Below are 26,670 nucleotides of genomic sequence, written 5' to 3'. Positions count from 1 at the left end.
AATACGGCTCCAGCTATCTGCGAAAGTTCCTGCAATGACCGAGATCACCCATCACAGCCAGGTCTGGACCTACCGCACACCCAAGGCCCGGCTCTGCTCTGGGGCGGGTGGCTGGCGCTGGTGGCGCTTTTCGTGTGGTGCTGGCAGATCATGACCCGCGACACGATCTGGTTCTTCGTATCCGACGCCCCCCGTCAGGCCGCCGATATCGGCAGCCGCATGCTCCCGCCGCGCTGGTCCTACATGTCCGAACTCTGGCTGCCGCTCTGGGACACGATCAACATCGCAACCCTGGGCACCATCGGCGGTGTCATCATGGCGGTGCCCGTGGCCTTCATGGCCGCGCGCAACACCACGCCCTCGGCCCGCATCCTGCGCCCCATAGCACTTTTCATCATCGTGGCCTCGCGCTCGATCAACTCGCTGATCTGGGCGCTTTTGCTGGTGGCGATCATCGGCCCCGGCCTTCTTGCGGGGATCGTCGCCATCGCGCTGCGCTCGATCGGCTTTGTCGGCAAGCTGCTCTACGAGGCGATCGAGGAAACCGACGCCCGCCAGATCGAAGCGATCGAGGCGACCGGCGCCAGCGGCGCACAGGTCCTCAGCTACGGGATCGTGCCACAGATCATGCCCGCTTTCTGGGGCATCTCGGTCTTTCGCTGGGATATCAACATCCGCGAAAGCACTATCCTCGGGCTGGTCGGCGCAGGCGGCATCGGGCTCAAGCTGCAGGCGTCGCTCAATGTCCTCGCCTGGAGTCAGGTCTCGGTGATCCTGCTTCTGATCCTCGCCACCGTCGTGCTCAGCGAATGGGTCTCGGCCCGGATGCGCCACGCCATCATCTGACCCTTGCCGCTGCTCTTGCGGCCGCGTTTTCGGGTTTCGCACCCTTTCCCAAAAAGGTATCGTTCCCCTATAGGTGCAAGTATGACGCCCGCCCTCCGCCACATCGGGCAAGGTTGAGATTTCACACATTCATTATTTCGGAAGGAAGCCACCATGCGTGCTTTCGCAAAATCCCTTTTTCTGGCCGGCTCGGCCCTGATCCTCGCCCAGATGGCGGACACAGCCAGCGCGTCCGATGCCGCCGCGCGCCTGACCGTCACCGAACAGCGCACCGCGCTCGTCGAATGCAAATACGATCTCGGGCGTCGCGGCTGGCCCCGGCTGCAGGCGACCTATGTGGAAACGCCCTGGGGCGGACAGACCGTCATGCGCCTTTTGCCCCATGGCAGCGTGTCGGTCGAGGATGCCGCCTGGATCAACGCCTGCGCCGATGAGCGCCTTGGCCGCGGCGGCCCTGCAGGGGCAGCACCCGCACAAGCCTTTCGCGGCGCCTGCCCGGCACATGCGCCGGTGATCTATGGTGGGGCGATCTACTGCTTCCGCAACTGACGACGCCCGGATATCGAGGCAGGAAACCCCTTCAAGATCAAACGGTTGAAGGGGTTTCTTCAGGCGTTCAGCCGCCCGATTTCGCCCTCACCCCCTCGATCACCGTGTCCAGCAGGGCGGTCTCTCCCGCTCCGGGTCCGGTCGGCTCGAAATAGATCTCGATCACCCCGTCATCATCGGCATCGCGATAGATCAGCTGTCTCGGCAGGCGGATCGTCACCGGCTCAGCCGCATCCGCCTCACTCCAGCGCAGGTCGGTCTGCACACAATTGGCCATCGCCCCGGCATAGCTGTCCGCAGGCGCCACTTCGTTCATGAAAAGCAACCCTCGCACCGCAGCCCGGTCCCCGATATACACGCTGCCCGATCCCAGAACCCTCGCCTCGGCCCCCTTGCTCAGCACACTTTGCTGCAGGCTTTGCGCCCAGACGCCACAGACGACCGCCAGACCATTGCGCTCGCGCACATCCGCCGCCACAGTCAGACCGCCGCCGCTCTCATAGCTGCCCCCGCCAAGCACCGGCGCATCGCCCAGCCTTGCAACACCTGCATCCTGCACGCTCGTGCATCCGGTCAGCACCAGTGCCGCAACAAGTCCAAATGTGGTCCGCATGTAAATCACTCCTTCAAACCCGCGCGGCCATATTGGCCGTTTCTTTCAGCACCTCAGGATACCACCGCTCGAGCGCCGGCAGGAACAGCTCCCTCACCCGGGCCACCTGCGCGGGCGTCATATCCTCGCGCCATGCCCCGGCCTGCCCCTTGGCGAAAAACTGTGCCATACCTGCGGGCCTTTCCGCAAATCCAAGCTTTTCTTCCTGACGCCGCATCGCCTCGAAACTGGTGCTCTTGATCGCATAGGCAAGCTTCGGTTGATCCACCTTAACCCTCAGAAACCGCTCCAGCAGCTTGCGCATGGTCGGCCCCGGCTTGGTCAGCAGATCCTCATAGCGCACCACATGCACCGACAGGCCCTGCGCATTCGCCCATGTGTCGATATGATCGTCCCACCGCCCCAACACGTCATAGGTATGGTTTGGCGAACTCATCACATTATCGGGTGCGCCCATGCGCTCGATCGCAGTATCCAGGTCGACATTCATATGGCGCGCATAACTCAGCGCCACATCGAAAGGATTGCGCAGAATATAGATCGCCGCCGCCGTCACATCATTCGGGATCAGCGGCTCGCCCAGAAATTCGATGGCCTGACAATGCGTCTTGACGAAATGATGGTTCGGCTTGCTGCCCGCGATCAGCCGCAGCGCCTTCGGCCTGACCCTCAGCCAATCCTCGATGCCTTGCGCCGTGTAGGTGCCGCCATCCGCCGCCGCAAAGAAATCCGCCCGGCTGTCGCCGGTGGTGAACTGCCTCAGGTTGTTGATATCCGGCGCCGCCCCCTTGGGCATGAAGTAATGCGCGAGCAGGCTGCGCATCCAGGTATTGCCCGATTTGGGGTAACTCGCCAGCCAGATGATGCGGTGAAGGTCAGTCATTCCAATACCCGTATTGCTTCATCATGCGCTTGTTCGACTGGCGGATGGTCCGGGCCAATTCGGGGTCCAGCTCGGTCCGCCAATGCCCTGCCTGCCCTTTCGAAAAGAACCGGTCGGAATGTTCGGACTTCTCGATGAAGCCGGATTTTTCTTCCTGCTTGCGCAACTCGTCGAAACTGCAATGCCGGATGGCCCGCTCCAGACGCTCCTGATCGACCGTCATTCCGAAATGCTCCACCACCTTGCCAAAGGCCTCTGCTGGTTTGGCCAGCATATCCTCATAGCGTAGCACCAGAACCGGATAGGGCAAAGGCTGTGTCCAGCTTTTCACATGATCCGACCACGACCCCAGAAAGGTCGCCACGTTCTTCTCGTAAGGGGCTGTGCCGTTATGGGGATGGCAAATATCCTGTGCGGCCTTTTCGATCGTCTGGCCGGTATGCTTGGCATAGCTCAACACCATGTCCAGCGGGTTGCGCATCACATAGATCGCCGAGCGGGTGACCTCCGCCGGGATCAGTTGCACGCCATAGATATCGCGATTGATGTTGTGCGTTTTGACCAGGTTCACATCGGCATTGTTCGCCACAATCGCCGCCAGAACCCTTGGCCGCAACCTGACCGACGCCTGTTGATTTCCGTTGAGAACTGACCCGGTATTTTCACCGAGAACTGACCCGCCTAAGTAGGTTTATCAACGGTCAGGTTTTGGTCAATGCGTGTGCCTCCTTTCGCTTTTTCTTGGCGGCTTCAGAGCTGGCTTTGAAGCGATAGCTGTCGTTGCCGGTCTCGAGGATGTGGCAGCGGTGTGTCAGGCGATCGAGGAGTGCGGTCGTCATCTTTGCATCGCCGAAGACCTGGGCCCATTCCGCGAAGCTGAGATTGGTTGTGATGATGACGCTGGTACGCTCGTAGAGCTTGCTGAGCAGGTGGAACAGCATCGCGCCACCGGACGCACTGAACGGCAGATAGCCGAGCTCGTCGAGGATGACCAAGTCGACCTTTGTCAGTAACTCCGCCATCTTCCCTGCCTTGCCGGCAGCCTTCTCTTGTTCAAGCGCGTTCACAAGCTCCACGGTTGAGAAGAAGCGGACCTTGCGCCGTTGATGCTCGATGGCGTGGACACCGATGGCCGTCGCGACATGGCTTTTTCCGGTGCCGGGTCCACCGATGAGCACCACGTTCTCGGCATTTTCCATGAACTCGCCGCGATGGAGTTGGCGGACAGTGGCCTCGTTGATGTCACTGGAGGCAAAGATGAAGCCCGCGAGATCTTTGTATGCCGGGAAGCGCGCAACCTTCATATGGTAGGCGATGGATCTCACCTCCCGTTCCGCCATCTCTGCCTTCAGTAGCTGTGACAGGATCGGTATTGCGGCCTCGAAGGCGGGGGCGCCCTGTGCGACGAGATCCTCGACGGCCTGCGCCATGCCATACAGCTTGAGGCTGCGCAGCATGATCACGATCGAGGCGCCTGCTGGATCATGACGCATGACGCTTCCCCTTGGGCTGTCTCAGACCGTCATATCGGTCGACATCTGCCTTGGGAGCTTTAGCCAGGACCAGTGCCTCCGGTGGATCTATCTCGGGATGATCGGTCTGTTTGCGATCCACCAATCTGTGAAGCAGGTTCAGGATATGTGTCTTGGTTGGCACGCCAGCTTCCAATGCCAAGTCCACGGCGCATAAGACGGCATCCTCGTCATGGTGGAGCACAAGCGACAGGATATCGACCATCTCGCGGTCTCCGCCTTCCTTGCGCAGCATGTGGTCTTGCAGGCGGCGGAAGGCTTCAGGCATCTCCGTGAACGGTGCGCCATTGCGCAGAGCGCCGGGCTTGCGCTGGATCACCGCGAGATAATGGCGCCAATCATAGACAACCCAGCCAGGTTTGCGATGTGATCGCTCGATGATGCGCGCGTGCGTACAAACCGTCTGGCCCTCGGCCACGAAGACCAACCGATCTGGGTAGACATGCAGGCTGACACGACGGTTCGCGAAGCTAGCTGGCACGCTGTACCGGTTGCGCTCAAAGGTGACCAGGCATGTTGGTGAGACGCGTTTGCTGTGCTCGACGAACCCATCAAAAGCGGGCGGGAGCGTCATGAGCGTCGGCTTCTCAGCCTCCCAGGCATCTGCGATTGAGCCGGGCAATGTCTGATGCGCCGTCTCTGCCCATAGGGCGATGCAGCGGTCCTCCAGCCACTGGTTCAGCTCGTCCAGCGTGTCGAAGACCGGTATCACCTGCCACAGACGGGTCCGAGCATCCCGGACGCTCTTCTCGATCTGGCCCTTCTCCCAACCGGCCGCAGGATTGCAGAACTCGGGCTCAAACACGTAATGGCTGGCCATGGCCTGGAAGCGCGCATTGATGTCGCGCTGCTTGCCTTTGCCAACACGATCCACTGCCGTCTTCATGTTGTCGTAGATCCCCCGGCCAGGCACGCCGCCAAAGACGCGGAAAGCGTGCCAATGAGCGTCGAACAACATCTCATGGGTTTGCAGAAGATAGGCCCGCACCACGAAAGCGCGGCTGTGCGATAACTTCGTATGCGCGACTTGCAGCTTGACGCGTTCGCCGCCAATGGTGGCCCAGTCTTCGCTCCAATCGAACTGGAAAGCTTCTCCGGGCTGGAAAATCAGCGGCACATATGTACCGCGCCCCGTCGTCTGCTCAGCAATGTGCCGATCTGCGCGCCAGGCACGGGCAAACGCGGCAACGCGCCCGTAGGACCCGTCGTAGCCGAGCTTCACCAAATCTTCATGCATCTGCTTGAGGCTGCGGCGCTCTTTGCGCGGCTTGCGCGTCTGCGACAACAGCCACGCCGATAGCCGATCCGCATAAGGATCCAGTTTGCTGGACCGGGGCGGTGTCTTGAACTTCGGTTCCACTGCGCCCTCGCGCAGGTACTTCTTGATGGTATTGCGAGAAAGGCCCGTGCGTCTGGCGATCTCTCGAATGGGCATCTTGTCTCGCAAGGCCCAACGTCGGATGACACTCAAAAATCCCATGTCGATCACTCCATATCTCCCTGACAAATCCGTCAGGTAAAGGTGTTCACATGGGTCAGTTCTCAGTGAAAATTTACTTACCTACCGGGTCAGTTCTCAACGGAAATCAACACGCGAACAGCACTTTGGCGTGACGTTGACTTGGACAAGCGCATCTGGACTGTGCCACGCAGCAAGAATGGACGTTCACGTCGTATCGTACTCAACACCAACGCCGTTGATAGCTTTAACGCAATTCGCAGAACAGCAGAGCGTTTACAGCAGCCCACGCTGCCAACCAGCTTCGTTTTCACAAACCCACGCACTGGTCGCGCCTATGACAGCTTTTACGCAGCTTGGTATGTTGCCCGTGATCAAGCAAAACTGGAAGACGTGCGCATACACGATCTGCGACACACATTCGCCAGCCTGCTCATCAACAAAGGGGTCAGCTTGTACGAGGTACAGACGCTGCTGGGACATAGAGGTGGTCGCGGAAACTTGGACCAAGCGTTAAGGTGGATCGCATGACGAAAGAGACGATCCGAAATGGCAAAGAGAAAGACGCATACGCCTGATTTCAAGGCGAAGGTCGCGCTTGAAGCGATCCGCGAAGAGATGACGCTGGCCGAGCTGTCGAAGAAGTATGGCGTGCATCCGAACCAGATCAGCACATGGAAGCGGGCGGCGATTGAGAACATGGCCACGGCGTTCACCCGGCGGGGTGCTGATCCCGGGAAGGTTAACGAGGCTGAGATCGAGAAGCTGCATTCGAAGATCGGGCAGCTGGTGGTGGAACGGGATTTTTTAGCCAATGCCTCGGTTCAGCTGCTCGGGACGCGAGGCAAAAAATGGTGAGCAAGGATCATGAGCTGAGCCAGCGGCGGCAATGTGCGCTGCTGCAATTGTCGCGCTCTACGCTGTATTATCGTCCCAAGGGTGAAAGCGCTGAGAACTTACGTTTCATGGAGATCATCGACAAGCAGTTCCTGGAGACCCCGTGGTATGGCTCTCGCCAGATGGCGCGTCACATGAAGCGGCAGGGTCACAAGTGCGGCCGTCATCGTGTGCGGCGCCTGATGCGTCTGATGCGGTTGGTGCCGATCTACCAGGAGCCCAACACCAGCAAGAAACACCCGGCGCACAAGATCTACCCCTACCTGCTCAAGGGGTTGGCGATCACCCGACCCAATCAGGTCTGGTGCGCCGATATCACCTATATCCGGATGGAGCGGGGGTTCCTGTATCTGGTCGCCATCATGGATTGGTATAGCCGCAAGGTTCTGGCCTGGCGTCTGTCGAATACCTTAGAGGCAGACTTCTGTGTCGCGGCGCTGAAAGAGGCGCTGGCCACCTATGGCCCGCCAGAGGTCTTCAACACCGATCAGGGATCGCAGTTCACCAGCAGCGACTGGATCGATGAACTGAAGGAGGCCAAGGTGAAGATATCGATGGATGGCAAGGGCCGCTGGATCGACAATCGAATGATAGAGCGCCTTTGGCGGTCGCTGAAATACGAGTGCGTTTACCTGCGTGCCTTCGAGACCGGGTCACAAGCCAGGGAGGGTATCGGGCGATGGCTGGCCTATTACAACGCCGAGCGGCCCCACTCGACCCATGGCATCTTGACCCCGGATGAGGTCCATGCAAGCAAAACGGAACCCATGAGAATTGCAGCCTGATGTGAAACCTTGATCCACCTTAACTGGGCTGCAATCTGGTCGAAAAAGCAGGACCACCTCTCATAGCTCAGTACAGATGACGCAACGCTATGCACACCTTGCCCCTGACCGCCTACACAGCAGAGCAGAGATCGTCAGCGGCATTGTTGGCAAAAGTATTTGATCACCGCGCCACTATACCAGCCTGCCCTTCCTATACGAGCGAAGGTCATACAGCGTATCTGCGCATAGACCGCTCAAAAACCCGCACACAGTGCTGGTGGGGTGTTGCGCTATACACTGACTGCCGACCCGTACCCAAAACGCTTGTCGCAAGCTGAGAGCGCGGGTAACGTGTCACACAACCGTACTGCACGTTTTTCTGGGCCTGAGCAACAACCATGACCCAAGACCCAAACGACATCCTCAAGCAAATTCGCGCTCGTGGTAAACAGCGTTCGAAGCCAGCTCCAGCAGCAAGTACCGTCAATAATCCTGATAAGCTACTGGAACAAATTCGTGCTCGTGGCCAACAACAAGATCAAGCCTGCACAGCATCGCCGTCCAACGCCGCCAGTTCAAAACCCACCCTAGATGCAATTCGTGCTCGCATTGCCAGAGTTCAAGAACTGAGACCCAAGCGTGTATTGACTGAGGGTGAGAAGCATACGCTTGCCGTGTTACACGATATCCGGGACAAACTGGAACAGGAGCAGCATGTACAGAACCGACGCTTACAGACCTGGTTAACAGCCGAGCAATACGCCTGCATTGGTGAGCTGTGGCAGGAACAGCAGCAGCTGCGCGAACAAGTCAAACACAAACCTGATGTGATCATCGAGTACGAAGAGCGTTTGCGTCTTGCCATTCTATACGACAACAGAGCCAACTATTATGGCAGACGAGGTCGAGCCAAGACCGCAGAACAAATGCGCAATCTGTCCGTGGTTGAACTGGAACACTTATTGGAACGCTACGCCGAGATCACGCATCAATATCCTGCACTTCATGCGTGGTTTGACAGACAGTTGAGCTGGGAAGCGGGTAGTGATGCTGCAGCCGACTTAGCTTGCATACCCCGCCCCATTACATCCAGTAGTCTAGACGCACGTAATGGAACAAAAATGCATAACAAGATGACCAAACGCGAAGTCAAGCTATATGTCGTCGAACAGGCCATTGACGAACTTACCTACGACAATGAGTAGCTGACTGCAGCGCAATACCACAGCCAGCCCACATCATCACTTCTTGCGCCGTTCCTCTTCAGCAGCCCAAGTGTCATCCGTGCTTTTTTCGATCAGCTTACGGAACGTCTCAATCGTTGCACGAACACTTGGCAATGTATTGTCCACTGTTGTGCTGAGACCTTGCACCACTTTCCCGCCATAACGAGCTGACACACGACGCTTGCCGTTCACGCTTTGTGGTGCCCACCAAAAGCGTGTTGTGTCGCCATCTAACTCATCTTCGCCTTTGTACTTGGCCAACTCAGTCAGCATTCGATCTGCTTGTGCCAGCAGCTTCGCACGTGGGCCTGAAGTCTGCGTTGAAGCTGGTTCAATGCCAAATTCTTTGATCAATTCTTCAAGCGTTGGTCCTGCCATTGTTGTTCTCCCTGTTGTTGGCATAGTAAAGCTATCTCAAGCTGGGACAAAAACAAGACCTAGATCATAGCAATCAAAACCGTGCACGGATCACGCATTGTAGCTAGGACAGATTGTCAGGCTTTGGTGTATTGAAGGGTTTCGGCTTTTTACGCTTGGACTGCTTGTGTGCTTTCGGCTTTGCAGGCTTGGGTATAGGTAACGGCTTGGGCGTGCGCATACACATACAGCCCTCGTTCCGGATCACCTCATTGACCCGCATATGCACCTCCAGCCCATGCAAAACACCCATGCCGATTTGATAAGTACTTGCCTTCCATCAATCGACGCACGGATTTTTACTGCTTGCTGTTGCATTTCGCCATTTAGTACGTGCCGATTGTTCCACAGCAGTCACGCAGTCCTCACGCAGTCTACCAAATACCCCAGCCCAGTGCTTGTGATGTAGTTCTGAGCTTTGCTGTAATTCACCCGCATACCACCCTAACTTGCTTGCACAGGTCATCAATGCATCAGCACTTGGGTGCAGGTCATTGAAGCGCAAAGTGCGTATGTAACACTCGCTTTTACCAAGCCATTGCTCGCAGAACTCGCGCTCACTGCCAATTGCATGACACGTCTTCAGTTCGTCACGCACAGCTTCCAGTACTCGTATCGTCATCCACACTATCTCCTTGTTGATGTATTTATCAGAGGTCACGTGTTGGATGTATTTATTGGATCAATTATCTACTGCAGCAATGCATCCGCTGCCGCGTCTACATAGCACCTGTCGTTGTATCGCACTGCGTTACCACTTCGTGCTCTCAACTCACGTGCTGTTTTCAGCTTCGCTTTGATACTCGTCGTGTGTTGATGAATGATATTGATGAATAATGTTTTATCGACATTGCATTAAGCAGTCAGATCAACGCCCAATTTGGCGTCGATCCAAACAACAAACAACATTGCATGTCGCTTGTCAGACTATACTACTGAACCATTACAGGAAGAGCAGGTTTTGCTATCATCTCTATTACCAGCATATCATACGCACACACGAGACCCGTATAGTCAGGCCACCTCATGTGTTGATGGGTAGTGCTGTTACAGCACTGTTGTCATCCATCTCACTTGCAAGCCACACCGCATAAAGCAGCACAGCTTTTCACCACACCATTACGACAATCGAAGCAGCAGGCCAGTCAAACATTTACACCTTCGCCACTTTAGGCATCTCACTTACTAGAATGAGGTAGTCGATTGAAGCATAGAACTGGCACTACGTTTACTCACCGTCACACATCAGAACGGACTTGCAGCACTATTACAATCGGCGTGCTAACCTTGATCCAGTTTTTCGTTGCCTAGTCATTGCCTTGGTCAAGCGCCGCAAAATCGTGCGCTGTTCTGCCTGTTACTGTTATTTATCAACGATCGCCGATCAGCTGCGCAAAAATGAATGCACGGTTTTTTGCTGCCTGCGCTGCCAAATCCAGCTCTCCCCACCCCAAATTTTCTGTAAAAATTGCTCGTGGAAACATCGCACGTTTAGGAAGTGCAAATTTAACCGATGTTTTTCGCCATGCATCTGCACAACATTTTGGCCATGAGCGCCAATACATACGTCGCGTTTTTCGCCGCTACCTGCAACGCATCGCGTTTCTCATAGAATACATATTACATGAGAACAGATGCTAACATATTGCAATCATTGAACATCATGTTGCAGCTGATTTCGGTCGCTGACTTCAATTCTCGGACCATACATTACACGTACACTGAACGTGAGAGGTCAAGCCATGAAGCAAGCCCAAACACTTAGCCAAGCAGATCAAAAACGTGCACTCGCCTACTGCAACACTCGCCGCTACAGTCTGCGTGATCGCACCATATTACAAATCAGCGTACTTGCCGGACTGCGCGCCAAAGAGATCGCAGCACTGCGCATAGGTGACGTGTATGACACATCAGGTCAAGTGCGTGATCAATTCACGCTGCATAGGTCACAAACCAAAGGCGGTCACGCACGCACAGTCTACGTCAGCGCAAAGCTGAAGCGTGTGCTGGATCAATATCGCACACAGATCGCCGATCAAGACCAGAAAGATCCACTGTTTCAAACCCAACAGCGCACAGCATTCTCAGCCAATACCATGTGCCAGCTGTTTCTGAACATTTACAAAGCCTGCGGTCTCAACAATGCCAGCAGTCACAGTGGTCGCAGAACATTTATCACTCGACTAGCTGAACAGGGGGTGAACGTGCGTCTATTAGCTGAGCTTGCTGGTCACAGACATATTTCCACAACCCAACGCTATATCGACGTGAACCCCGCACAGCTAGCACGAGCTGTGGAGCTTGTATGATGGCACAGCAGGGTCGTTTAGCTGTACTGCGTCAATTTCAGCGTGAGCTCCAGCACATTGAATGGTTGGAACAAAACATGCCCAATAGCCGTCAGTTGCGCAGTGCTCGTCGTCGTGTGCTCGTGCTCAGGACAAGATTGATAGTGGAATTGGTGCAGCATTAGCCTTTGATCTCGTCGACGATGGTTTCCAGCAACGCTTTAGCTTCTGCACCTGGTCCCGTTTGTTTAAACCGTACGATCACTACGCCATCTTCATCGCCATCAACGTATACATTTTGTGCTGGAATACGGATCTTTATCGCAGCGTCATTACTATCTGCAGTCCATGCAACATCTGTCTTTACACACCTCGCTAGAACACCCGCATAGCTATTCAGAGGCTCAACTTCATTCATGAATGCAAGACCACGCACAACAGCTGTGTCGCCCAAGTAAACGCTGCCCGAGCCGAGAAGCTTATGCTCCACACCCTTGGTCAAAACACTCTGCTGTTCGCTCTGTGCCCATACGCCACATACAGTGACCAAACCCTCAGTCTCGATCACGTCAGCTGCCACAGTGATGCCGCCGCCGCTGCTATATGTGCCACCATCAACAGTTGGTGACGCAGACAAGCGTGTCATTCCCACATCCTTCACAGTGCTGCACGCCGTCAGTGCCAAGCCTATAGCCAATACTGCTGTCAATCTAATGTGCATTTCTCCATCAAGCTTGAGTTGCAACTGCTGCTGTGTTCGACAGCATTTCGACACCTGTTCGCGTTACAACAATTTACCAAAGGTCACACAAAGAAAGAGAGCGAGCCGAAGCTCGCTCTCTCCATACTCCAATCCGTGAGTGGATTAGAAGGTCAGACGGATACCGGTACCGATGGTGGTCGATTCCAGCTTGTATTTGCTAACGTTGCTATTACCACCAGTATCGTTGGCGAAACCACCAATACGGTTAGTTTTCAGCGAAGTTTCCGACTGGATTGCATAGATGCGCCATGCAACGCCGTTGCCCAGCGAACGCTCTGCACCGATCTGGTACGCAACGTATTCGGCCTTGGTGCGGGTGCCCGTAGCGAAATCGAGCGAACCGTCCATTTCACCCTGATAGGTATCAAAGCCAATCGTCCAAGGACCAGCCACATCGTAGGTGACACCCAGACTCCAGCCGCTGCTATCGCCCGCACCGTCCTTAAGGCCATCAGCGTTCACAGAACCTGCATCGTTCTCGGCATAGCTACCACCAAAGGTGAAGCCTGCAGTTGCAAACTGTGCGCCAATTGCCCAAGTGGTAGGATCATCCTGCTGAACAACTGCGGCCGCATATACGTCATCCGCAGTGCCTGCCACACCATCAAGACCAGGACCAGTTGTGCCAGCGGCAGTGCTACGAGCAGTAGCAGCATCCGCAGTGCCCCAACGTGCCGACAGGGTCATGTCAACGTTGCCGAACGACTGGCTGTAGTTCGCGCCAATGTCGAAGATATCGCTCAGACCGTTACGGTTAACCAGACCCGAGTTTGCAACGTTGGTGTTGCCCGGTGCATAGCTCACACCCAGGGTCAGACCGTTGAAGCTCGGCGTGTAGTAGCTGATGCGCGCGGTGTCGTTGTTGCCAGCGACTTCAGTTGCCGACGAACCCATGGCGTTACGACCGAGGGCAAAACCTGCGCCGCCCAGAAGGGGATTGTCAACGCCGTCAAGTGCATCAATGTATTCGCCGATAGTCGTTGCGTCTGCCGGATCTGCATCCGGGAACAAGAACGCGGTCGGGTGATAAGCGGACGGCGAAGGCGAGTTGATGCCGAAGCCAACCGACGGTGCGCCGACGCTCAGCTTGTAGCCGGCCGAGTTCTCGGAACCGACTTCAACGCGGCCCATCGAGTCGCTCGAGATGAACATGTACGACTCGTCGATACCGTCAGCACCACCGCCTGCGTTGGCGGCTTCCATTTCGACGACAACACCGAAGGTCATGCCGTTGTCCAGCGTCACCGACGGGGTGAAGTGGATTTCACCGTTCTGGTGGATGTTAACGCCGTCCACATCAACAGCCGCAGGCAGGAAGTTGCCCGATGCGTCGTTGTACAGGACGTCCATGTTGTAGTACCCACCCCAGTCCAGGTTCCAGTCCTGAGCCGAAGCTGCGCCGCCGACCATCGTGATGGCTGCGGTCGTTGCGAGAAGACGACAAGGTTTCTACGCAGCATAGAGATCGATGCCATTATGCTACGACACAGCAGACCATATCTTCGGTCGCTTTCATAACAGATCAGACAATACACAAAGGGTATCACAGCCAAGGAGCCTAACGTGTTACCCATATTCAATCGCAGCAAAACAGCCCGAGACAACAGCAGTAGAAGCGTAGAGCGTGTAACGCTGAGCCGTTTCTTTGACGAGCAGTTCTTTCCGCACGTTCGCGTCACAAAACGCCACTTTCATCACGACTGGAGCATATTCAACACGCATGTGAGAGCACAGCTTGGGCATTATCACTTGGACGAGCTGACCAACCCTGTGCTGGATGTTTGGGTGCGTGAGCAGGTTGTCTCAGGCTTACAGCGCAGTACTATCAACAAGCACATCTACTTGATGAACAGGATGCTGAACCTGGCGCGACACTGGTGCTTGGTACCAGCTCAAAACCCAGACCAGCAGCCCCTCAAGCGTCTCGTTGTTGGAGACTACAAACAGCGTTTTCTCAGCGCAGACGAGATACAACGCCTAATTGCCGCGTGTCGTCGTAGCAGTCATCCATACCTGCATCACTTCGTTCAAATCCTGTTATTGACAGGTGCTCGTAAAGGAGAAGCGCGAACAGCACTTTGGCGTGACGTTGACTTGGACAAGCGCATCTGGACTGTGCCACGCAGCAAGAATGGACGTTCACGTCGTATCCTACTCAACACCAACGCCGTTGATAGCTTTAACGCAATTCGCAGAACAGCAGAGCGTTTACAGCAGCCCACGCTGCCAACCAGCTTCGTTTTCACAAACCCACGCACTGGTCGCGCCTATGACAGCTTTTACGCAGCTTGGTATGTTGCCCGTGATCAAGCAAAACTGGAAGACGTGCGCATACACGATCTGCGACACACATTCGCCAGCCTGCTCATCAACAAAGGGGTCAGCTTGTACGAGGTACAGACGCTGCTGGGACATAGCAGCGTACAGATGACGCAACGCTATGCACACCTTGCCCCTGACCGCCTACACAGCAGAGCAGAGATCGTCAGCGGCATTGTTGGCAAAAGTATTTGATCACCGCGTCACTATACCAGCCTGCCATTCCTACACGAGCAAAGGTCAGACAGCGTATCTGCGCATAGACCGCTCAAAAACCCGCACACAGTGCTGGTCGGGTGTTGAGCTATACTTGGGGTGCTGGCTGGCAGACATGATACTTACACAGTTAGATTGCTTTTAGATGTCGTCATCTATGCGTAAAAAAGCATCTAGCTTTGTCTTATCTCTTTTGCGTCTTGCCTCTTGTCCCTCAGTGCTCAGCTCGGGCTCTGCGTCAGTGTCGTCTTGTTCTTCATCCCATCGATCTATCCGTCGAATGCTTACATAAGGCCGTTCAATAATCGCGTCATAATCCACCTCGTATTGACCATCAAACACGCTGCTGTGCTTCCAGCACGTCAATGCTTCACGCTCCATGGTAGTCAGCTCTGATAAGCTTTCTGCTATGCGCTCAGCCAGTGCTTCAAGCCGCCTATCCAGCTTGCCCTGTGTACTCACTTTGGCATTGGTCATGCGTGCTGCAATTGATCTGTATGTGCTTAACAACTTGACCGTCTTATCGTAAAGGGGTCCAGTCTCAACTTGCTCATACATGCGCACAACACGCCTGATTACTTTTTTTTGCGCCGTTCCTCTTCAGCAGCCCAAGTGTCATCCGTGCTTTTTTCAATCAGCTTACGTAATGTCTCAATTGTTGAGCGCACACTAGCCAGTGTATTGTCTGTAGTTGTTGTAAGACCTTCCACCACTTTCCCGCCATAACGAGCTGACACACGACGCTTGCCGTACACACTTTGAGGTGCCCACCAAAAGCGTGTTGTGTCGCCATCCAGCTCATCTTCGCCTTTGTATTTGTCCAGCTCAGTCAGCATTCGATCTGCTTGTGCCAGCAGCTTCGCACGTGGGCCTGAAGTCTGCGTTGAAGCTGGTTCAATGCCAAATTCTTTGATCAATTCTTCAAGCGTTGGTCCTGCCATTGTTGTTCTCCCTGTTGTTGGCATAGTAAAGCTATCTCAAGCTGGGACAAAAACAAGACCTAGATCATAGCAATCAAAACCGTGCACGGATCACGCATTGTAGCTAGGACAGATTGTCAGGCTTTGGTGTATTGAAGGGTTTCGGCTTTTTACGCTTGGACTGCTTGTGTGCTTTCGGCTTTGCAGGCTTGGGTATAGGTAACGGCTTGGGCGTGCGCATACACATACAGCCCTCGTTCCGGATCACCTCATTGACCCGCATATGCACCTCCAGCCCATGCAAAACACCCATGCCGATTTGATAAGTACTTGCCTGCCATCAATCGACGCATGGATTTTTACTGCTTGCTGTTGCATTTCGCCATTTAGTATGTGCCGATTGTTCCACAGCAGTCACGCAGTCCTCACGCAGTCTACCAAATACCCCAGCCCAGTGCTTGTGATGTAGTTCTGAGCTTTGCTGTAATTCACCCGCATACCACCCTAACTTGCTTGCACAGGTCATCAATGCATCAGCACTTGGGTGCAGGTCATTGAAGCGCAAAGTGCGTATATAACACTCGCTTTTACCAAGCCATTGCTCGCAGAACTCGCGCTCACTGCCAATTGCATGACACGTCTTCAGTTCGTCACGCACAGCTTCCAGTACTCGTATCGTCATCCACACTATCTCCTTGTTGATGTATTTATCAGTGGTCACGTGTTGGATGTATTTATTGGATCAATTATCTACTGCAGCAATGCATCCGCTGCCGCGTCTACATAGCACCTGTCGTTGTATCGCACTGCGTTACCACTTCGTGCTCTCAACTCACGTGCTGTTTTCAGCTTCGCTTTGATACTCGTCGTGTGTTGGTTAATGATATTGATGAATAATGTTTTATCGACATTGCATTAAGCAGTCAGATCAACGCCCAATTTGGCGTCGATCCAAACAACAAACAACATTGCATGTCGCTTGTCAGACTATACTACTGAACCATTACAGGAAGAGCAGGTTTTGCTATCATCTCTATTACCAGCATATCATACGCACACATGAGACCCGTATAGTCAGGCCACCTCATGTGTTGATGGGTAGTGCTGTTACAGCACTGTTGTCATCCATCTCACTTACAAGCCACACCGCATAAAGCAGCGCAGCTTTTCACCACACCATTACGACAATCGAAGCAGCAGGCCAGTCAAACATTTGCACCTTCGCCACTTTAGGCATCTCACTTACTAGAATGAGGTAGTCGATTGAAGCATAGAACTGGCACTACGTTTACTCACCGTCACACATCAGAACGGACTTGCAGCACTATTACAGTCGGCGTGCTAACCTTGATCCAGTTTTTCGTTGCCTAGTCATTGCCTTGGTCAAGCGCCGCAAAAACGTGCGCTGTTCTGCCTGTCACTGTTATTTATCAACGATCGCCGATCAGCTGCGCAAAAATGAATGCACGGTTTTTCACTGCCTGCGCTGCCAAATCCAGCTCTCCCCACTCCAAAATTTTCTGTAAAAAATTTCTCGGACAAACATCGCACGTTTAGGAAGTACAGATTTAGCCGATGTGTTTTCCCATGCACCTGCACAACAATTTGGTCATGAGCGCCAATACATGCGTTGCGTTTTTCGCCGCTACCTGCAACGCAACGCTTTTCTCATAGAATACATATTACATGAGAACACGAGCTAACCCATTGCAATCATTGAACATCATGTTGCAGCTGATTTCGGTCGCTGACCTCAATTATCAGGCCATACATTACACGTACACTGAACGTGAGAGATCAAGCCATGAAGCAAGCCCAAACACTTAGCCAAGCAGATCAAAAACGTGCACTTGCCTATTGCAATACTCGTCGTCACAGCCTGCGTGATCGCACCATATTACAATTCAGCATACTTGCTGGACTGCGTGCCAAAGAGATCGCAGCACTGCGCATAGGTGACGTGTATGATGCATCAGGTCAAGTGCGTGATCAATTCACGCTGCATAGGTCACAGACCAAAGGCCATCACGCACGTACAGTCTACGTCAGCGCAAAGCTGAAGCGTGTGCTGGATCAATATCGCACACAGGTCGCAGACCAAGACCAGAACGATCCATTGTTTCAAACCCAACAGCGCACAGCTTTCTCAGCCAACACCATGTGTCAGCTGTTCCTGAACATTTACAAAGCCTGCGGTCTCAACAATGCCAGCAGTCATAGTGGTCGCAGAACGTTTATCACTCGACTAGCTGAACAGGGTGTGAACGTGCGTCTATTAGCCGAGCTTGCTGGTCACAGACATATTTCCACAACGCAACGCTATATTGACGTGAACCCCGCACAGCTAGCACGAGCTGTGGAGTTGGTATGATGGCACAGCAGGGTCATTTAGCTGTTGAGCGTCAATTACAGCGTGAACTGCGGCACATTGCATGGTTGGAGCAAAACATGCCCAACAGCCAGCAGCTGCGCAGTGCTCGTCGTCTTGTGCTCGTGCTCAGGACCACATTGTTGGTGGAATTGGTGCAGCATTAGCCTTTGATCTCGTCGACGATGGTTCCCAGCAACGCTTTAGCTTCTGCACCTGGTCCCGTTTGTTTAAACCGTACGATCACTACGCCATCTTCATCGCCATCAACGTATACAATTTGCGCTGGAATACGGATCTTTATCGCAGCGTCATTACTATCTGCAGTCCATGCAACATCTGTCTTTACACACCTCGCTAGAACACCCGCATAGCTATTCAGAGGCTCAACTTCATTCATGAATGCAAGACCACGCACAACAGCTGTGTCGCCCAAGTAAACGCTGCCCGAGCCGAGAAGCTTATGCTCCACACCCTTGGTCAAAACACTCTGCTGTTCGCTCTGTGCCCATACGCCACAAACAGTCGCCAATCCCTCAGTCTCGAACACGTCAACAGCAATAGTGATGCCGCCGCCGCTGCTGTATGTGCCGCCATCAACAGTGGGTGACTTAGACAAGCGTGTCATTCCCACATCCTTCACAGTGCTGCACGCCGTCAGTGCCAAGCCTATAGCCAATGCTGCTGTCAATCTCATGTGCATTTCTCCATCAAGCTTGAGTTGCAACTGCTGCTGTGTCCGACAGCATTTCAGGATACCAACGTTCAATCGCTGGTAAGAACAATTCCCGTACGCGAGCTACTTGTGCAGCCGTCATATCATCCCGCCATGCACCCGCCTGCCCTTTCGCGAAGAACTGTGCCATACCCGCAGGCCGTTCCGCAAAGCCAAGCTTTTCTTCCTGCCGACGCATCGCCTCAAAGCTGGTGCTCTTAATAGCGTAAGCAAGCTTGGGTGCATCTACTTTTACTTTAAGGAACCCTTCCAACAGTTGACGCATAGTCGGACCGGGTTTCGTTAACAGATCCTCATAGCGAACCAAGTGCACAGCCAAACCACTCGCGTTGACCCATGTAGCTATGTGCTCGTCCCAACGTCCCAAAACATCATAGATGTGATGAGGAGACCCCATGATGTTTTCACGTGCGCCCATACGTTCAATGGCAGTGTCTACATCTGAACTCGCGTGCCGAGCATAGCTGAGTGCCACATCAAACGGATTACGCAGAATGTATATCGCCGCTGCCGTCACCTCATTGGGTATCAACTGCTGGCCCATGAACTCAATAGGAGCACTATGGGTTTTAACAAAGTGGTGATTTGGCTTGCTACCCGCAATCAAACGTAGAGCCTTACGTCGCACCTGAACCCAATCCTCGATGCTCTGTGCTTGGTATTCACCACCTGATGCTGCAGCAAAAAAGTCTGCTCTGCTATCACCCGTCGTAAACTGACGTAGGTTATTGATATCAGGTGCCGTGCCTTTGGGCATGAAGTAATGCGCAAGCAAACTGCGCATCCAGGTGTTGCCAGACTTGGGATAGCTTGCGAGCCAGATAATGCGATGCAGATCAGTCATTCCAATACCCATACTGCTTCATGCTACGCTTATGCCTAAGGCGTATTTGCTTCACGAGATCATCACTCAATTCATCACGCCATCTGCCAGACTTACCGGCACCAAAGAAGCGATCCGCATATGCAGACTTCTCACCAAAGCCAACCGAAGCCTCTTGCTTAGCTAATTCATCAAACTGCGAGAACTTTATCGCACGTTGTAGACGCCCTGAATGTACTGGAACACCAAGATGCTGCAACAGATCCGTAAACGTAGCTGTTGGATTTTCTAACATGTCTTCGTAACGTATTATGAGCGTGTTCTTATCCACCCCCTTAGCCCAGCTTTGAACGTGCTCGGACCACGACCCAAGAAACTGTATCACCGATGCATCGTCACCCATTACCACGTTATCGGACCGGCCAATCGCATCCACTGCCGCAGCTTTTTCCAATCCAAAGTGATTTGCATATGAGATCACCATGTCTAAAGGGTTGCGTACGATATATACAACTGACCTCGTCAATTCCCGCGGTATAAGAGTAACGCCCCCCACATCCCCTGCAATATTATGCGTCTTAACTAAGTTGACGTCGGCATTATTAGAGACGATAGCCCTCAACACTTTCATACGCACACTCACAACAGCTTTCCAATCATTCGGATCCAACGCAGGGCCAGCTAGTTTTTTGTAGTAGTGCGTTATCGCATCACCAGTTCCAAAGCGCCTGACTTCGTTGATCGGCAAGGGCACATCACGATCTAGCATATAGTTTGCAAGAAATATCCGCGCCCATGTGTTGCCTGACTTGGGGTATGATGCCAGCCATACGATGCTTTTTTTCATTGAAACGTTAATTCCGCTATGATCGTGATATTATTCCACAAACAACAAATAAGGGGGGCCGCTAAGCCCCCCTAATTAGTCTTTTAGCACAGCCTATTAAAAGTTCAGTGCAATCGACGTACCAATGGTTGTCGCATCGACATCTGTACCCGCAACGCCACCGAGTAGACCGCCAGTTGCAGCGTCTGCCGCATCAACCTTGGTTTGCAGAGCCCAGACAGACCAATTCACACCTGGTCCAAGATCGCGAGAGGCTGCAAGCTTGATCATCTCAAGCTCATCTTTGCCGTTCGAAACGCCGGTTGTCAGATTGGTACCATGGCTACCTTCGCCATAGCCGTACTCAAGACCGACACTCCACGGACCGGTCAGATCATAGGTCATGCCGATGCGATAGCCTTCCTCATCCAGCAACCCACCCGGCAGACCATTGTCGTTTTCCGAGTATGCTGCACCGATGGAGAATGCACCGGAGGTCACAGCAAATCCAACACCCCAGGTCTCAGGATCGGATGTCCGGACTGCACCTACGCTCGTGTTGTTTTTGACTGCGGTGCTCCAGCTACCTGTGCCCCAGCGTGCAGCCAAGCTCACATCCATTGTCCCGAACGACTGATCGTATGTGATGCCGATATCGAAGATATCGGAGAGGACTTGACCTGTCAGGCCGCCGCGGTCAACGAGAGCGGTGGCACCATCGCTACCGCTGCCACTGCCGGGTGCATAGGACACACCAACACGCAGGCCGTTGAAGCTTGGCGTGAAGTAGTTGATGCGTGCAATGTCGTTGTTGCCATATGCACCAGCAACCTCAGTTGCCGTCGAATAGCCAGCACCTGTGAAGGAATTAACAATCGCAGGTCCGGCTGGCGTAGCGCCGGCAGGCACGCCTCCGGTGGCCACAGCTGCTGCGCCCGATGTTGCAAACGGAACAAAGCCCGATACCGAACCTGTGTTGATCGGCAGACCGCCAACCGAGGGAACGATAAACATAGACTTGTAACCGGCAGAGTTTTCGTTGCCAATTTCGATAGTGCCCATGGTATCGCTGGAGATGAACATGTACACTTCGTCCATGTCCGAACCATCAGCAGTTTCATACTGGATATTCGCACCAAAGGTCATTCCATTATCAAGCGTGACAGATGGCACAATGGCTACTTCGGCATCCTGGATGATTTGCAAACCATCAAAGTCGGTGCCCGCCATGTAGTTTCCGACATTGTCAGCTGTTCCACCAACACTGGTGAAACCTACATGCGACGTAAAGTAACCACCAACGTCAACGTTCCAGTCCTGAGCCGAAGCTGCGCCGCCGACCATCGTGATGGCTGCGGTCGTTGCGAGAAGATGCTTTTTCAAGGTGTCCCTCCATAAAGCAGAGTGTTTCAAGTTCCACCGCGTCCCGGAGTGGAAACGGCTTGGAAAATGAAATGAGGCAAACACCCCCTAAGTGTCAACGAACCCGCCAAGCCCCGGCCGGTTGTTGTCCGGTCTGTGACGTTTAAACCACACACTCGCCACGCCTTGGGCTGGAAACCGCCCAAATCAGGTGTTTTTCCCTTTTCCTTCAAAGCACAGGACACCCCTCTGCTTGCACATGCCGCCCCCCGGCTACTCTGGCGTGTTCAGCCGCCGTCGCGCTCCCAAGCCCCGAGTCGAACGCGTCCAACCTCCAGCCGCCCTCAGCCCTCGTCCAGCACCTTGCGCGCCACCCGGAAACATTCCAGCGCCTGCGGCACCCCGCAATAAATCCCGATCACATGACAGATCGCCCGGATCTGCTCGCGGCTCACCCCGTTGGTCAGCGCGCCCCGGCAATGGATTTCCCATTCATGCATCTTCCCCAAGGCCCCGATCATCGCGAGGTTCATCATCGAGCGTGTCTTGGCGTCGATCACATCATCGCCCCAGCCAAACCCCCAGCACCACGCCGTCATCGCCTCCTGGAAGGGCCGCGTGAACTCGTCCGCCGCCGCAAGGTTCTTCTCCACATACTCCGCCCCCAGCGTCGCCTTTCGCTGCTCGAGCCCTTTCAGGAACAGGTCCTCATCGAATATCGCCATGCTCAGTCGCCTTTCTGTCCGGTCCTACATGTCTATGGGCCGCATCGCGTGCAGATCTTCCGCCGCGACGCGGATCTTGTCGTAATCGTAAACGCCCGTCCGCCATGCCGCCGGAATACCCGACAGCCCATGCAAGCGCCCTGCCAATTGCCCGGTGATGGCGCCCGCGCGCGCCGCCTCTCCGCCCAGATTGACCGCCGCCAGCACCTGACCCGCGAAATCCTCCGCCTGGCCCAGCGCCCAGAACGCCGCGTGCAACAGGCTCGTCACCTCGTCCGTCACCTCATGGGGCGGCGCATCCGGGCGCGGCAGAGGCGAAAAATCCCCGCTCACCATCACCTGCGCCAGATTGGCCGCCGCCTGCAGCGCCTTGGGCGCGGCGTGGGTCATGCGGCTTTGCAATTGCGCCACCGCCTGCGCGGGCGGCACCTCGGCCCCATAGGCCAGCACCACCGGCGCCAGCCGCATGATCCCTCCGCCGCCCTCACCCTCGGGCGCGCCCTGCCCCGAATACGGGTTGCCCGTCGCCTCATACCTCCTGAGCGCCGCGACGCTCGCCGCATCCATCCCGAAGCACCGGCGCGTCGACGACAGATACCCATGATCGCGCCAGTTGAGATAGCGCCGCATCGCATCCTCCGCGTCCCAGCCATTGGCCGAGCGCAACATCTGCGCCAGACACATCGCCATCGATGTCGCCGCTCCCCATTGGCCCGGCGCCAGATCGTGCCGCCCGCCGCCACGCAACCCGGTGACCAGCTCCAGTTCGGCGCGCACCACGCCATCGGCCCCCGCGCCCAGCGCATCGCCCACCGCAAGCCCCACCAGCATTCCGCAGGCCACATCCTCGTCAAAGCGTTTGGCTATCATGCCGCGCCTGCCCACGTGTGGCCAAAGCCGCCTCGCCCCGTCTGGTCCGCCCTCATCCGTCCGATCCTTTCCCGAGTCACCTCACCCCGTTCTCTCCGCAATCCTGAGGCAGTACACCGCTCTTGACCAGTGGCCCCTGCCGCCCGGCCTCTGGCGGCCCGCGCCCCACGCCACAGGGCCGACGAGAAAACCGGCTCTTCCCGCCTCTCCAGCCCCTTCGGTAGCCGCTTGATTTTTCAGGAAAATATTTTCACCTTAGTGAATAATCCCCAAAGATCATTCCGTTATGCATCCTTTATAGCCGCCAAAGATTAAAAAATAGTCGGAAAAAGAACGAATGTGGGTTAACATCGGTTCTGCGAGTGAACCAAAACTGGCCCAACCAGAGCGGGGATAACCCCGCCCACCCCAACAAAAGCAGTCCAACGGGAGGACAATTGAATGGACACCGATATCGGCGCGCTGACGGTGATCTTCACCGAATTCTATTACTGGGTGACGATCCCCCTCATGTTCCTGATCCATGTCGGCTTCTGCATGTATGAAGTCGGCGCATCGCGGCACAAGAACCACGTCCACACGCTCATGAAGAACACCATGCTCATCCCACTGGTGACCGTGACGTTCTTCTTCTTCGGCTGGTGGATCTATTTCGCCTTCCCCAACGGTCCCGGCATCACCGGCGGCCTCACGCAATCCGACCATGCCGTGCCGTGGTCCGAACTGATGGGCACCCATCTCGGTGGCCCCGGACCGGCGCTTGAATCGGCCCAAGGCTATGGCGCGGATCTCGGCAACGCCTTCTGGTCGCGCCTCAACGGTGTGTTCTGGGCAGCCTTCCTGCTCTTTTCTTGGACTGCGGCCTCGATCGTGTCGGGTGCCACGATCGAACGGATCCGCCCCACCGCCTTCTGGATCCTCGCGGTGGTCATCGGTTCGTTCTGCTGGATCATCGACGCGGCATGGGGCTGGCATCCCGATGGCTGGATGGTCACGCAACTGGGCTATCACGATGCCTATGCCTCGGGCGTGATCCACGCCATCGCGGGCGGCTTTGCGCTTGGCGTGATCTGCGTGCTTGGCCCCCGGATCGGCAAATTCGCCCCCGACGGGACCCCCCGCAACATCAACCCGCACAACAAGTGGCTGGTGACCATCGGTCTCTTCATGATCTATTGCGGCTTCTGGGGCTTCTATGTCGCCTGCAACGTGCCGATCATCGGCTCGGGCGCAATCGGCGCTGCCGAAGGCACCTTCACCGCAACCACCATTTACCTCACGCCCACGACCCTGTCGGCGATCGTCTTCAACTTCCTGATGTCGCTCTCGGGCGGAATGCTTGCAGGCTATGTCGTCTCGCGCGGCGAAGCGTTCTGGACCTATTCCTGCGGTCTGGCAGGGATCATCACCGCCTCTGCGGGCAATGACCTCTATCACCCGATCCAGGCCATGCTGATCGGCGGCGTCGGCGCCGTTTGTGCCTACAAGCTGCATTTCTGGGTCGAACGCCGCTTCAAGATCGACGACCCGGTGGGCGCGGTCGCGGTGCATGGCTACGCGGGCTTCATCGGCCTCGTGATCTGCGGTTTCGTGCTCTGGGGTCACCCGGCCACGGCGGGCTATCACGCCGAGGTCGCCACCATCAATCCGGTGGGCCAGTTCCTTGGCGCCTGCATCATGTTCATCGTGCTGGGCTTCATCCCCGCCTTCATCGTCTCCAAGATCCTGTCGATGATGGGCATCCTGCGCGTGCCGCCAGCGATCGAGCTGGTGGGCCTCGATATGTCCGAGGAACTGCGTGAAGAGATGGACGCCATCGAAGTATCCGAAGCCGACATCGCCGAGGCGCGTCGCCTTGGCCTGCTGACCTGAGGAGAGACCCCATGTCCACAACACTCGTCGAAAGCTGGTCCGGCGCGGACCTGTCACAACTCGGCCCGATCTACCCGATGGTGGGCACCGAAATGACGCTGTTCATTCTCGGCGTAGCCTTCTGGCTGGCCTTCCACATCATTCAGGCCCGCATCGAGAAACGCGAGATGGAGGAAGACGAGGCCGCAGCCCGCAGCCCCGAACGCCTCAAACGGGTCTTCGAACGCGAAGCGCAGGAATAACCCTCCCGCCACCACTCCCGCAAACCCAAAGCCCCCCGGATCGCTCCGGGGGGCTTTTCAATTGTTCTACTTGCTAAAGAACCGATGCGTTTCAGGACCTCAAAGCGAATTTCTCATTTAGGTAATATCCTCAACCTCATTTCTACCTAAAAGCGTTTCTGTTTCCTTGAACCAAGGTATCCAGAGATATAAGTTAGAACTAAGACCAGCGGTTGGCCGCATCCCCACCGTCTTCAAAGGGTAATGTGCGGCAACTGGCCTAACGGATGAAAGCTGGTACTCTAAGGGTCTTCATCCGCGATGATGAAAGGGCGCGTATATGCGGGCATCAATCATCCTCGAAGCCAGCGGCCCAAACGGTCATAAGTACCGTATGGAGTTTACGTTAGGTCTCGGCCTAGCGGTTGGCTTCCTGAGGTATTTCGGGCTGTAAGGGCTTAGGGGTCGCTCTAAGGAGCGGCCCCTTTTCGTAATCGTCAAATTCCAAAACAATACTGAAACGTTGTGACTATTCTAGTGCCCTACTCCCGCCGGGACGAGGCATAGGCCTCCGAGGTCTCGTAATACGCATCGAACCCGATCCGGTGACGCAATTCCTTGAAATCCATCTGTCCGGGCCGTTCATCGCGGCGCATCCCCCGCAGGCTGGTGACCATCGCCTGCATCGCCGCCGCCATCAGAGACAGCGGATAGGCCGCAATCGAAAACCCGATATCGCGCAGCTCGTCCACCGGCAGATCCGGCGTCTCGCCGCCTTCGACGATATTGGCCATCTTCGGCCCCGGCAGGCTGTCACAGACCTGCCGCATCTCCTCGATGGTCTTGGGCGCCTCGACAAACAGGATATCCGCGCCCAGCTCGGCAAACTGCGCCGCCCGGTCGATCGCTTCCGAAAGCCCGTGTTCATGCCGCGCATCGGTCCGGGCGAGGATCAGGATATCGCCCCCCTGCGCGCGCAGCACCTCGCGCTCATCGGCGGCGGCCCGGATCCGGTCGAACGCCTCCTGCCGCCCGACCACCGCCTTGCCCGGCGTATGCCCGCAGCGTTTCGGCGCCAGCTGATCCTCGATCATGATCGCCCCGCAGCCCGCCCGTGCGAACCCCGCCACCGTCCGGCGCACATTCATCGCATTGCCATAGCCCGTATCGCC

The 26,670-nt window shown here is 55.4% G+C and carries 29 protein-coding genes; 10 read left to right on the top strand and 19 right to left on the bottom strand.

Annotated elements, in window-relative coordinates; all coding sequences use genetic code 11:
• Positions 1 to 63: 63 nt before the first annotated feature.
• Both phnE and RAZWK3B_RS19810 read left to right on the top strand, forming a co-directional pair.
• A complete protein-coding gene (phnE, locus tag RAZWK3B_RS19815; RefSeq protein ID WP_085977152.1) occupies positions 64 to 846 on the top strand; it encodes a phosphonate ABC transporter, permease protein PhnE in 783 nt (260 codons plus the stop codon).
• A gap of 153 nt (positions 847 to 999) precedes the next feature.
• On the top strand, positions 1,000 to 1,395 hold the full coding sequence (locus RAZWK3B_RS19810; RefSeq protein WP_007818374.1) for a hypothetical protein: 396 nt from the start codon (positions 1,000 to 1,002) through the stop codon (positions 1,393 to 1,395).
• 67 nt (positions 1,396 to 1,462) lie between these two features.
• On the opposite strand, the gene RAZWK3B_RS19805 is transcribed toward RAZWK3B_RS19810, so the two are convergent.
• The 5 genes from RAZWK3B_RS19805 to istA all read right to left on the bottom strand — a co-directional run bounded on the left by RAZWK3B_RS19805 (position 1,463) and on the right by istA (position 5,903).
• Positions 1,463 to 2,008 (bottom strand): hypothetical protein, encoded by a 546-nt coding sequence (locus RAZWK3B_RS19805; protein ID WP_007818373.1) that lies wholly within the window; start codon positions 2,006 to 2,008, stop codon positions 1,463 to 1,465.
• 13 nt (positions 2,009 to 2,021) lie between these two features.
• Complete coding sequence (locus RAZWK3B_RS19800; RefSeq protein ID WP_007818372.1) at positions 2,022 to 2,891, bottom strand: sulfotransferase domain-containing protein; 870 nt, start codon at positions 2,889 to 2,891, stop codon at positions 2,022 to 2,024.
• Positions 2,884 to 3,480, bottom strand: coding sequence for a sulfotransferase domain-containing protein (locus RAZWK3B_RS19795; RefSeq protein ID WP_232279577.1), 597 nt, complete (start codon positions 3,478 to 3,480; stop codon positions 2,884 to 2,886). Before RAZWK3B_RS19795 ends, RAZWK3B_RS19800 begins: the two co-directional genes overlap by 8 nt.
• 112 nt (positions 3,481 to 3,592) lie before the next feature.
• Complete coding sequence (gene istB, locus RAZWK3B_RS19790) at positions 3,593 to 4,384, bottom strand: IS21-like element helper ATPase IstB (RefSeq protein ID WP_007817051.1); 792 nt, start codon at positions 4,382 to 4,384, stop codon at positions 3,593 to 3,595.
• A complete protein-coding gene (istA, locus tag RAZWK3B_RS19785; RefSeq protein WP_050774262.1) occupies positions 4,374 to 5,903 on the bottom strand; it encodes an IS21 family transposase in 1,530 nt (509 codons plus the stop codon). Before istA ends, istB begins: the two co-directional genes overlap by 11 nt.
• Before the next feature lie 105 nt (positions 5,904 to 6,008).
• Between istA and RAZWK3B_RS20830 the strand changes: the two genes are divergently transcribed.
• The 3 genes from RAZWK3B_RS20830 (at position 6,009) to RAZWK3B_RS19765 (ending at position 8,751) form a co-directional block, all read left to right on the top strand.
• On the top strand, positions 6,009 to 6,413 hold the full coding sequence (locus RAZWK3B_RS20830; protein WP_083799271.1) for a site-specific integrase: 405 nt from the start codon (positions 6,009 to 6,011) through the stop codon (positions 6,411 to 6,413).
• 18 nt (positions 6,414 to 6,431) lie between these two features.
• A protein-coding gene (locus RAZWK3B_RS19770) for an IS3 family transposase (RefSeq protein ID WP_157132147.1) occupies positions 6,432 to 7,564 on the top strand; the annotation gives its coding sequence in 2 pieces (ribosomal slippage) (positions 6,432 to 6,699 and positions 6,699 to 7,564; 1,134 coding nt in all).
• Positions 7,565 to 7,944: 380 nt separating this feature from the next.
• Positions 7,945 to 8,751 (top strand): hypothetical protein, encoded by an 807-nt coding sequence (locus RAZWK3B_RS19765; protein ID WP_157132344.1) that lies wholly within the window; start codon positions 7,945 to 7,947, stop codon positions 8,749 to 8,751.
• Positions 8,752 to 8,787: 36 nt separating this feature from the next.
• Here RAZWK3B_RS19765 and RAZWK3B_RS21355 read toward each other — a convergent pair whose 3' ends face one another.
• Together RAZWK3B_RS21355 and RAZWK3B_RS20825 are read right to left on the bottom strand one after the other, a co-directional pair.
• Positions 8,788 to 9,150, bottom strand: coding sequence for a hypothetical protein (locus tag RAZWK3B_RS21355; protein ID WP_157132343.1), 363 nt, complete (start codon positions 9,148 to 9,150; stop codon positions 8,788 to 8,790).
• 319 nt (positions 9,151 to 9,469) lie between these two features.
• The gene (locus RAZWK3B_RS20825) at positions 9,470 to 9,811 is read right to left on the bottom strand and encodes a DUF6626 family protein (protein WP_232279576.1); all 342 of its coding nucleotides are present in this window, start codon (positions 9,809 to 9,811) and stop codon (positions 9,470 to 9,472) included.
• A gap of 1,120 nt (positions 9,812 to 10,931) precedes the next feature.
• Between RAZWK3B_RS20825 and RAZWK3B_RS20820 the strand changes: the two genes are divergently transcribed.
• Positions 10,932 to 11,498, top strand: a complete 567-nt coding sequence (locus RAZWK3B_RS20820; RefSeq protein WP_007818366.1) for a tyrosine-type recombinase/integrase — start codon at positions 10,932 to 10,934, stop codon at positions 11,496 to 11,498.
• 160 nt (positions 11,499 to 11,658) lie between these two features.
• On the opposite strand, the gene RAZWK3B_RS19760 is transcribed toward RAZWK3B_RS20820, so the two are convergent.
• On the bottom strand, positions 11,659 to 12,123 hold the full coding sequence (locus tag RAZWK3B_RS19760) for a hypothetical protein (protein ID WP_007818363.1): 465 nt from the start codon (positions 12,121 to 12,123) through the stop codon (positions 11,659 to 11,661).
• A 219-nt stretch (positions 12,124 to 12,342) separates the two neighbouring features.
• Positions 12,343 to 13,656 carry a porin gene (locus RAZWK3B_RS19755; RefSeq protein ID WP_286131822.1) on the bottom strand — a complete coding sequence of 438 codons (1,314 nt, stop codon included), beginning with the start codon at positions 13,654 to 13,656 and terminating at the stop codon, positions 12,343 to 12,345.
• A 147-nt stretch (positions 13,657 to 13,803) separates the two neighbouring features.
• On the opposite strand from RAZWK3B_RS19755, the gene RAZWK3B_RS19750 reads away from it, so the two are divergent.
• Positions 13,804 to 14,754: a tyrosine-type recombinase/integrase gene (locus RAZWK3B_RS19750; protein WP_007818358.1), complete on the top strand. Its 951-nt coding sequence runs from the start codon at positions 13,804 to 13,806 to the stop codon at positions 14,752 to 14,754.
• A gap of 162 nt (positions 14,755 to 14,916) precedes the next feature.
• On the opposite strand, the gene RAZWK3B_RS19745 is transcribed toward RAZWK3B_RS19750, so the two are convergent.
• The 3 genes from RAZWK3B_RS19745 to RAZWK3B_RS20815 all read right to left on the bottom strand — a co-directional run bounded on the left by RAZWK3B_RS19745 (position 14,917) and on the right by RAZWK3B_RS20815 (position 16,377).
• The gene (locus tag RAZWK3B_RS19745) at positions 14,917 to 15,333 is read right to left on the bottom strand and encodes a hypothetical protein (RefSeq protein WP_007818356.1); all 417 of its coding nucleotides are present in this window, start codon (positions 15,331 to 15,333) and stop codon (positions 14,917 to 14,919) included.
• Positions 15,334 to 15,350: 17 nt separating this feature from the next.
• Positions 15,351 to 15,716 (bottom strand): hypothetical protein, encoded by a 366-nt coding sequence (locus RAZWK3B_RS21350; protein WP_157132342.1) that lies wholly within the window; start codon positions 15,714 to 15,716, stop codon positions 15,351 to 15,353.
• Between the two features lie 319 nt (positions 15,717 to 16,035).
• On the bottom strand, positions 16,036 to 16,377 hold the full coding sequence (locus RAZWK3B_RS20815) for a DUF6626 family protein (protein WP_198133314.1): 342 nt from the start codon (positions 16,375 to 16,377) through the stop codon (positions 16,036 to 16,038).
• A gap of 1,122 nt (positions 16,378 to 17,499) precedes the next feature.
• Here RAZWK3B_RS20815 and RAZWK3B_RS20810 point away from each other — a divergent pair.
• Complete coding sequence (locus RAZWK3B_RS20810; protein WP_007818355.1) at positions 17,500 to 18,066, top strand: tyrosine-type recombinase/integrase; 567 nt, start codon at positions 17,500 to 17,502, stop codon at positions 18,064 to 18,066.
• A gap of 160 nt (positions 18,067 to 18,226) precedes the next feature.
• Here the strand turns inward: RAZWK3B_RS20810 and RAZWK3B_RS19740 are convergent, their stop codons facing one another.
• The 6 genes from RAZWK3B_RS19740 to RAZWK3B_RS19715 form a co-directional block, all read right to left on the bottom strand.
• Positions 18,227 to 18,760 (bottom strand): hypothetical protein, encoded by a 534-nt coding sequence (locus tag RAZWK3B_RS19740; RefSeq protein WP_007818349.1) that lies wholly within the window; start codon positions 18,758 to 18,760, stop codon positions 18,227 to 18,229.
• Between the two features lie 13 nt (positions 18,761 to 18,773).
• Positions 18,774 to 19,643 carry a sulfotransferase domain-containing protein gene (locus RAZWK3B_RS19735; protein ID WP_007818347.1) on the bottom strand — a complete coding sequence of 290 codons (870 nt, stop codon included), beginning with the start codon at positions 19,641 to 19,643 and terminating at the stop codon, positions 18,774 to 18,776.
• Positions 19,636 to 20,469 carry a sulfotransferase domain-containing protein gene (locus RAZWK3B_RS19730; protein ID WP_037296328.1) on the bottom strand — a complete coding sequence of 278 codons (834 nt, stop codon included), beginning with the start codon at positions 20,467 to 20,469 and terminating at the stop codon, positions 19,636 to 19,638. Before RAZWK3B_RS19730 ends, RAZWK3B_RS19735 begins: the two co-directional genes overlap by 8 nt.
• A gap of 96 nt (positions 20,470 to 20,565) precedes the next feature.
• Positions 20,566 to 21,831 carry a porin gene (locus RAZWK3B_RS19725; RefSeq protein WP_232279575.1) on the bottom strand — a complete coding sequence of 422 codons (1,266 nt, stop codon included), beginning with the start codon at positions 21,829 to 21,831 and terminating at the stop codon, positions 20,566 to 20,568.
• A gap of 323 nt (positions 21,832 to 22,154) precedes the next feature.
• Positions 22,155 to 22,535 (bottom strand): carboxymuconolactone decarboxylase family protein, encoded by a 381-nt coding sequence (locus tag RAZWK3B_RS19720; protein ID WP_007818341.1) that lies wholly within the window; start codon positions 22,533 to 22,535, stop codon positions 22,155 to 22,157.
• 24 nt (positions 22,536 to 22,559) lie between these two features.
• Positions 22,560 to 23,405 carry an ADP-ribosylglycohydrolase family protein gene (locus RAZWK3B_RS19715; protein WP_007818340.1) on the bottom strand — a complete coding sequence of 282 codons (846 nt, stop codon included), beginning with the start codon at positions 23,403 to 23,405 and terminating at the stop codon, positions 22,560 to 22,562.
• 441 nt (positions 23,406 to 23,846) lie between these two features.
• Between RAZWK3B_RS19715 and RAZWK3B_RS19710 the strand changes: the two genes are divergently transcribed.
• Positions 23,847 to 25,277, top strand: coding sequence for an ammonium transporter (locus RAZWK3B_RS19710; protein WP_007818338.1), 1,431 nt, complete (start codon positions 23,847 to 23,849; stop codon positions 25,275 to 25,277).
• Positions 25,278 to 25,288: 11 nt separating this feature from the next.
• Entirely contained in the window at positions 25,289 to 25,519 is a 231-nt protein-coding gene (locus tag RAZWK3B_RS19705) for a hypothetical protein (RefSeq protein ID WP_007818336.1), read from the top strand.
• Positions 25,520 to 26,040: 521 nt separating this feature from the next.
• Here RAZWK3B_RS19705 and RAZWK3B_RS19700 read toward each other — a convergent pair.
• Positions 26,041 to 26,670, bottom strand: a 630-nt coding sequence (locus RAZWK3B_RS19700) for an isocitrate lyase/PEP mutase family protein (RefSeq protein ID WP_007818333.1), incomplete at its 5' end; no start/stop codon positions are given.

The sequence above is a fragment of the Roseobacter sp. AzwK-3b genome (assembly GCF_000170875.1).
Classification (GTDB): domain Bacteria; phylum Pseudomonadota; class Alphaproteobacteria; order Rhodobacterales; family Rhodobacteraceae; genus Roseovarius; species Roseovarius litoreus.
The sequence above is the reverse complement of the archived record's forward strand: the minus strand, read 5'-3'. Positions and strand labels throughout refer to the sequence as shown.

Coding starts and splice junctions, on each gene's coding strand:
- RAZWK3B_RS19810 (WP_007818374.1), top strand. CDS start 1,000: ATGCGTGCTTTCGCAAAATCCCTTTTTCTGGCCGGCTCGGCCCTGATC.
- RAZWK3B_RS19805 (WP_007818373.1), bottom strand. CDS start 2,008: ATGCGGACCACATTTGGACTTGTTGCGGCACTGGTGCTGACCGGATGC.
- RAZWK3B_RS19800 (WP_007818372.1), bottom strand. CDS start 2,891: ATGACTGACCTTCACCGCATCATCTGGCTGGCGAGTTACCCCAAATCG.
- istB (WP_007817051.1), bottom strand. CDS start 4,384: ATGCGTCATGATCCAGCAGGCGCCTCGATCGTGATCATGCTGCGCAGC.
- istA (WP_050774262.1), bottom strand. CDS start 5,903: ATGGGATTTTTGAGTGTCATCCGACGTTGGGCCTTGCGAGACAAGATG.
- RAZWK3B_RS19765 (WP_157132344.1), top strand. CDS start 7,945: ATGACCCAAGACCCAAACGACATCCTCAAGCAAATTCGCGCTCGTGGT.
- RAZWK3B_RS21355 (WP_157132343.1), bottom strand. CDS start 9,150: ATGGCAGGACCAACGCTTGAAGAATTGATCAAAGAATTTGGCATTGAA.
- RAZWK3B_RS20825 (WP_232279576.1), bottom strand. CDS start 9,811: ATGACGATACGAGTACTGGAAGCTGTGCGTGACGAACTGAAGACGTGT.
- RAZWK3B_RS20820 (WP_007818366.1), top strand. CDS start 10,932: ATGAAGCAAGCCCAAACACTTAGCCAAGCAGATCAAAAACGTGCACTC.
- RAZWK3B_RS19760 (WP_007818363.1), bottom strand. CDS start 12,123: ATGACACGCTTGTCTGCGTCACCAACTGTTGATGGTGGCACATATAGC.
- RAZWK3B_RS19745 (WP_007818356.1), bottom strand. CDS start 15,333: ATGTATGAGCAAGTTGAGACTGGACCCCTTTACGATAAGACGGTCAAG.
- RAZWK3B_RS21350 (WP_157132342.1), bottom strand. CDS start 15,716: ATGGCAGGACCAACGCTTGAAGAATTGATCAAAGAATTTGGCATTGAA.
- RAZWK3B_RS20815 (WP_198133314.1), bottom strand. CDS start 16,377: ATGACGATACGAGTACTGGAAGCTGTGCGTGACGAACTGAAGACGTGT.
- RAZWK3B_RS20810 (WP_007818355.1), top strand. CDS start 17,500: ATGAAGCAAGCCCAAACACTTAGCCAAGCAGATCAAAAACGTGCACTT.
- RAZWK3B_RS19740 (WP_007818349.1), bottom strand. CDS start 18,760: ATGAGATTGACAGCAGCATTGGCTATAGGCTTGGCACTGACGGCGTGC.
- RAZWK3B_RS19735 (WP_007818347.1), bottom strand. CDS start 19,643: ATGACTGATCTGCATCGCATTATCTGGCTCGCAAGCTATCCCAAGTCT.
- RAZWK3B_RS19730 (WP_037296328.1), bottom strand. CDS start 20,469: ATGAAAAAAAGCATCGTATGGCTGGCATCATACCCCAAGTCAGGCAAC.
- RAZWK3B_RS19720 (WP_007818341.1), bottom strand. CDS start 22,535: ATGGCGATATTCGATGAGGACCTGTTCCTGAAAGGGCTCGAGCAGCGA.
- RAZWK3B_RS19715 (WP_007818340.1), bottom strand. CDS start 23,405: ATGATAGCCAAACGCTTTGACGAGGATGTGGCCTGCGGAATGCTGGTG.
- RAZWK3B_RS19710 (WP_007818338.1), top strand. CDS start 23,847: ATGGACACCGATATCGGCGCGCTGACGGTGATCTTCACCGAATTCTAT.
- RAZWK3B_RS19705 (WP_007818336.1), top strand. CDS start 25,289: ATGTCCACAACACTCGTCGAAAGCTGGTCCGGCGCGGACCTGTCACAA.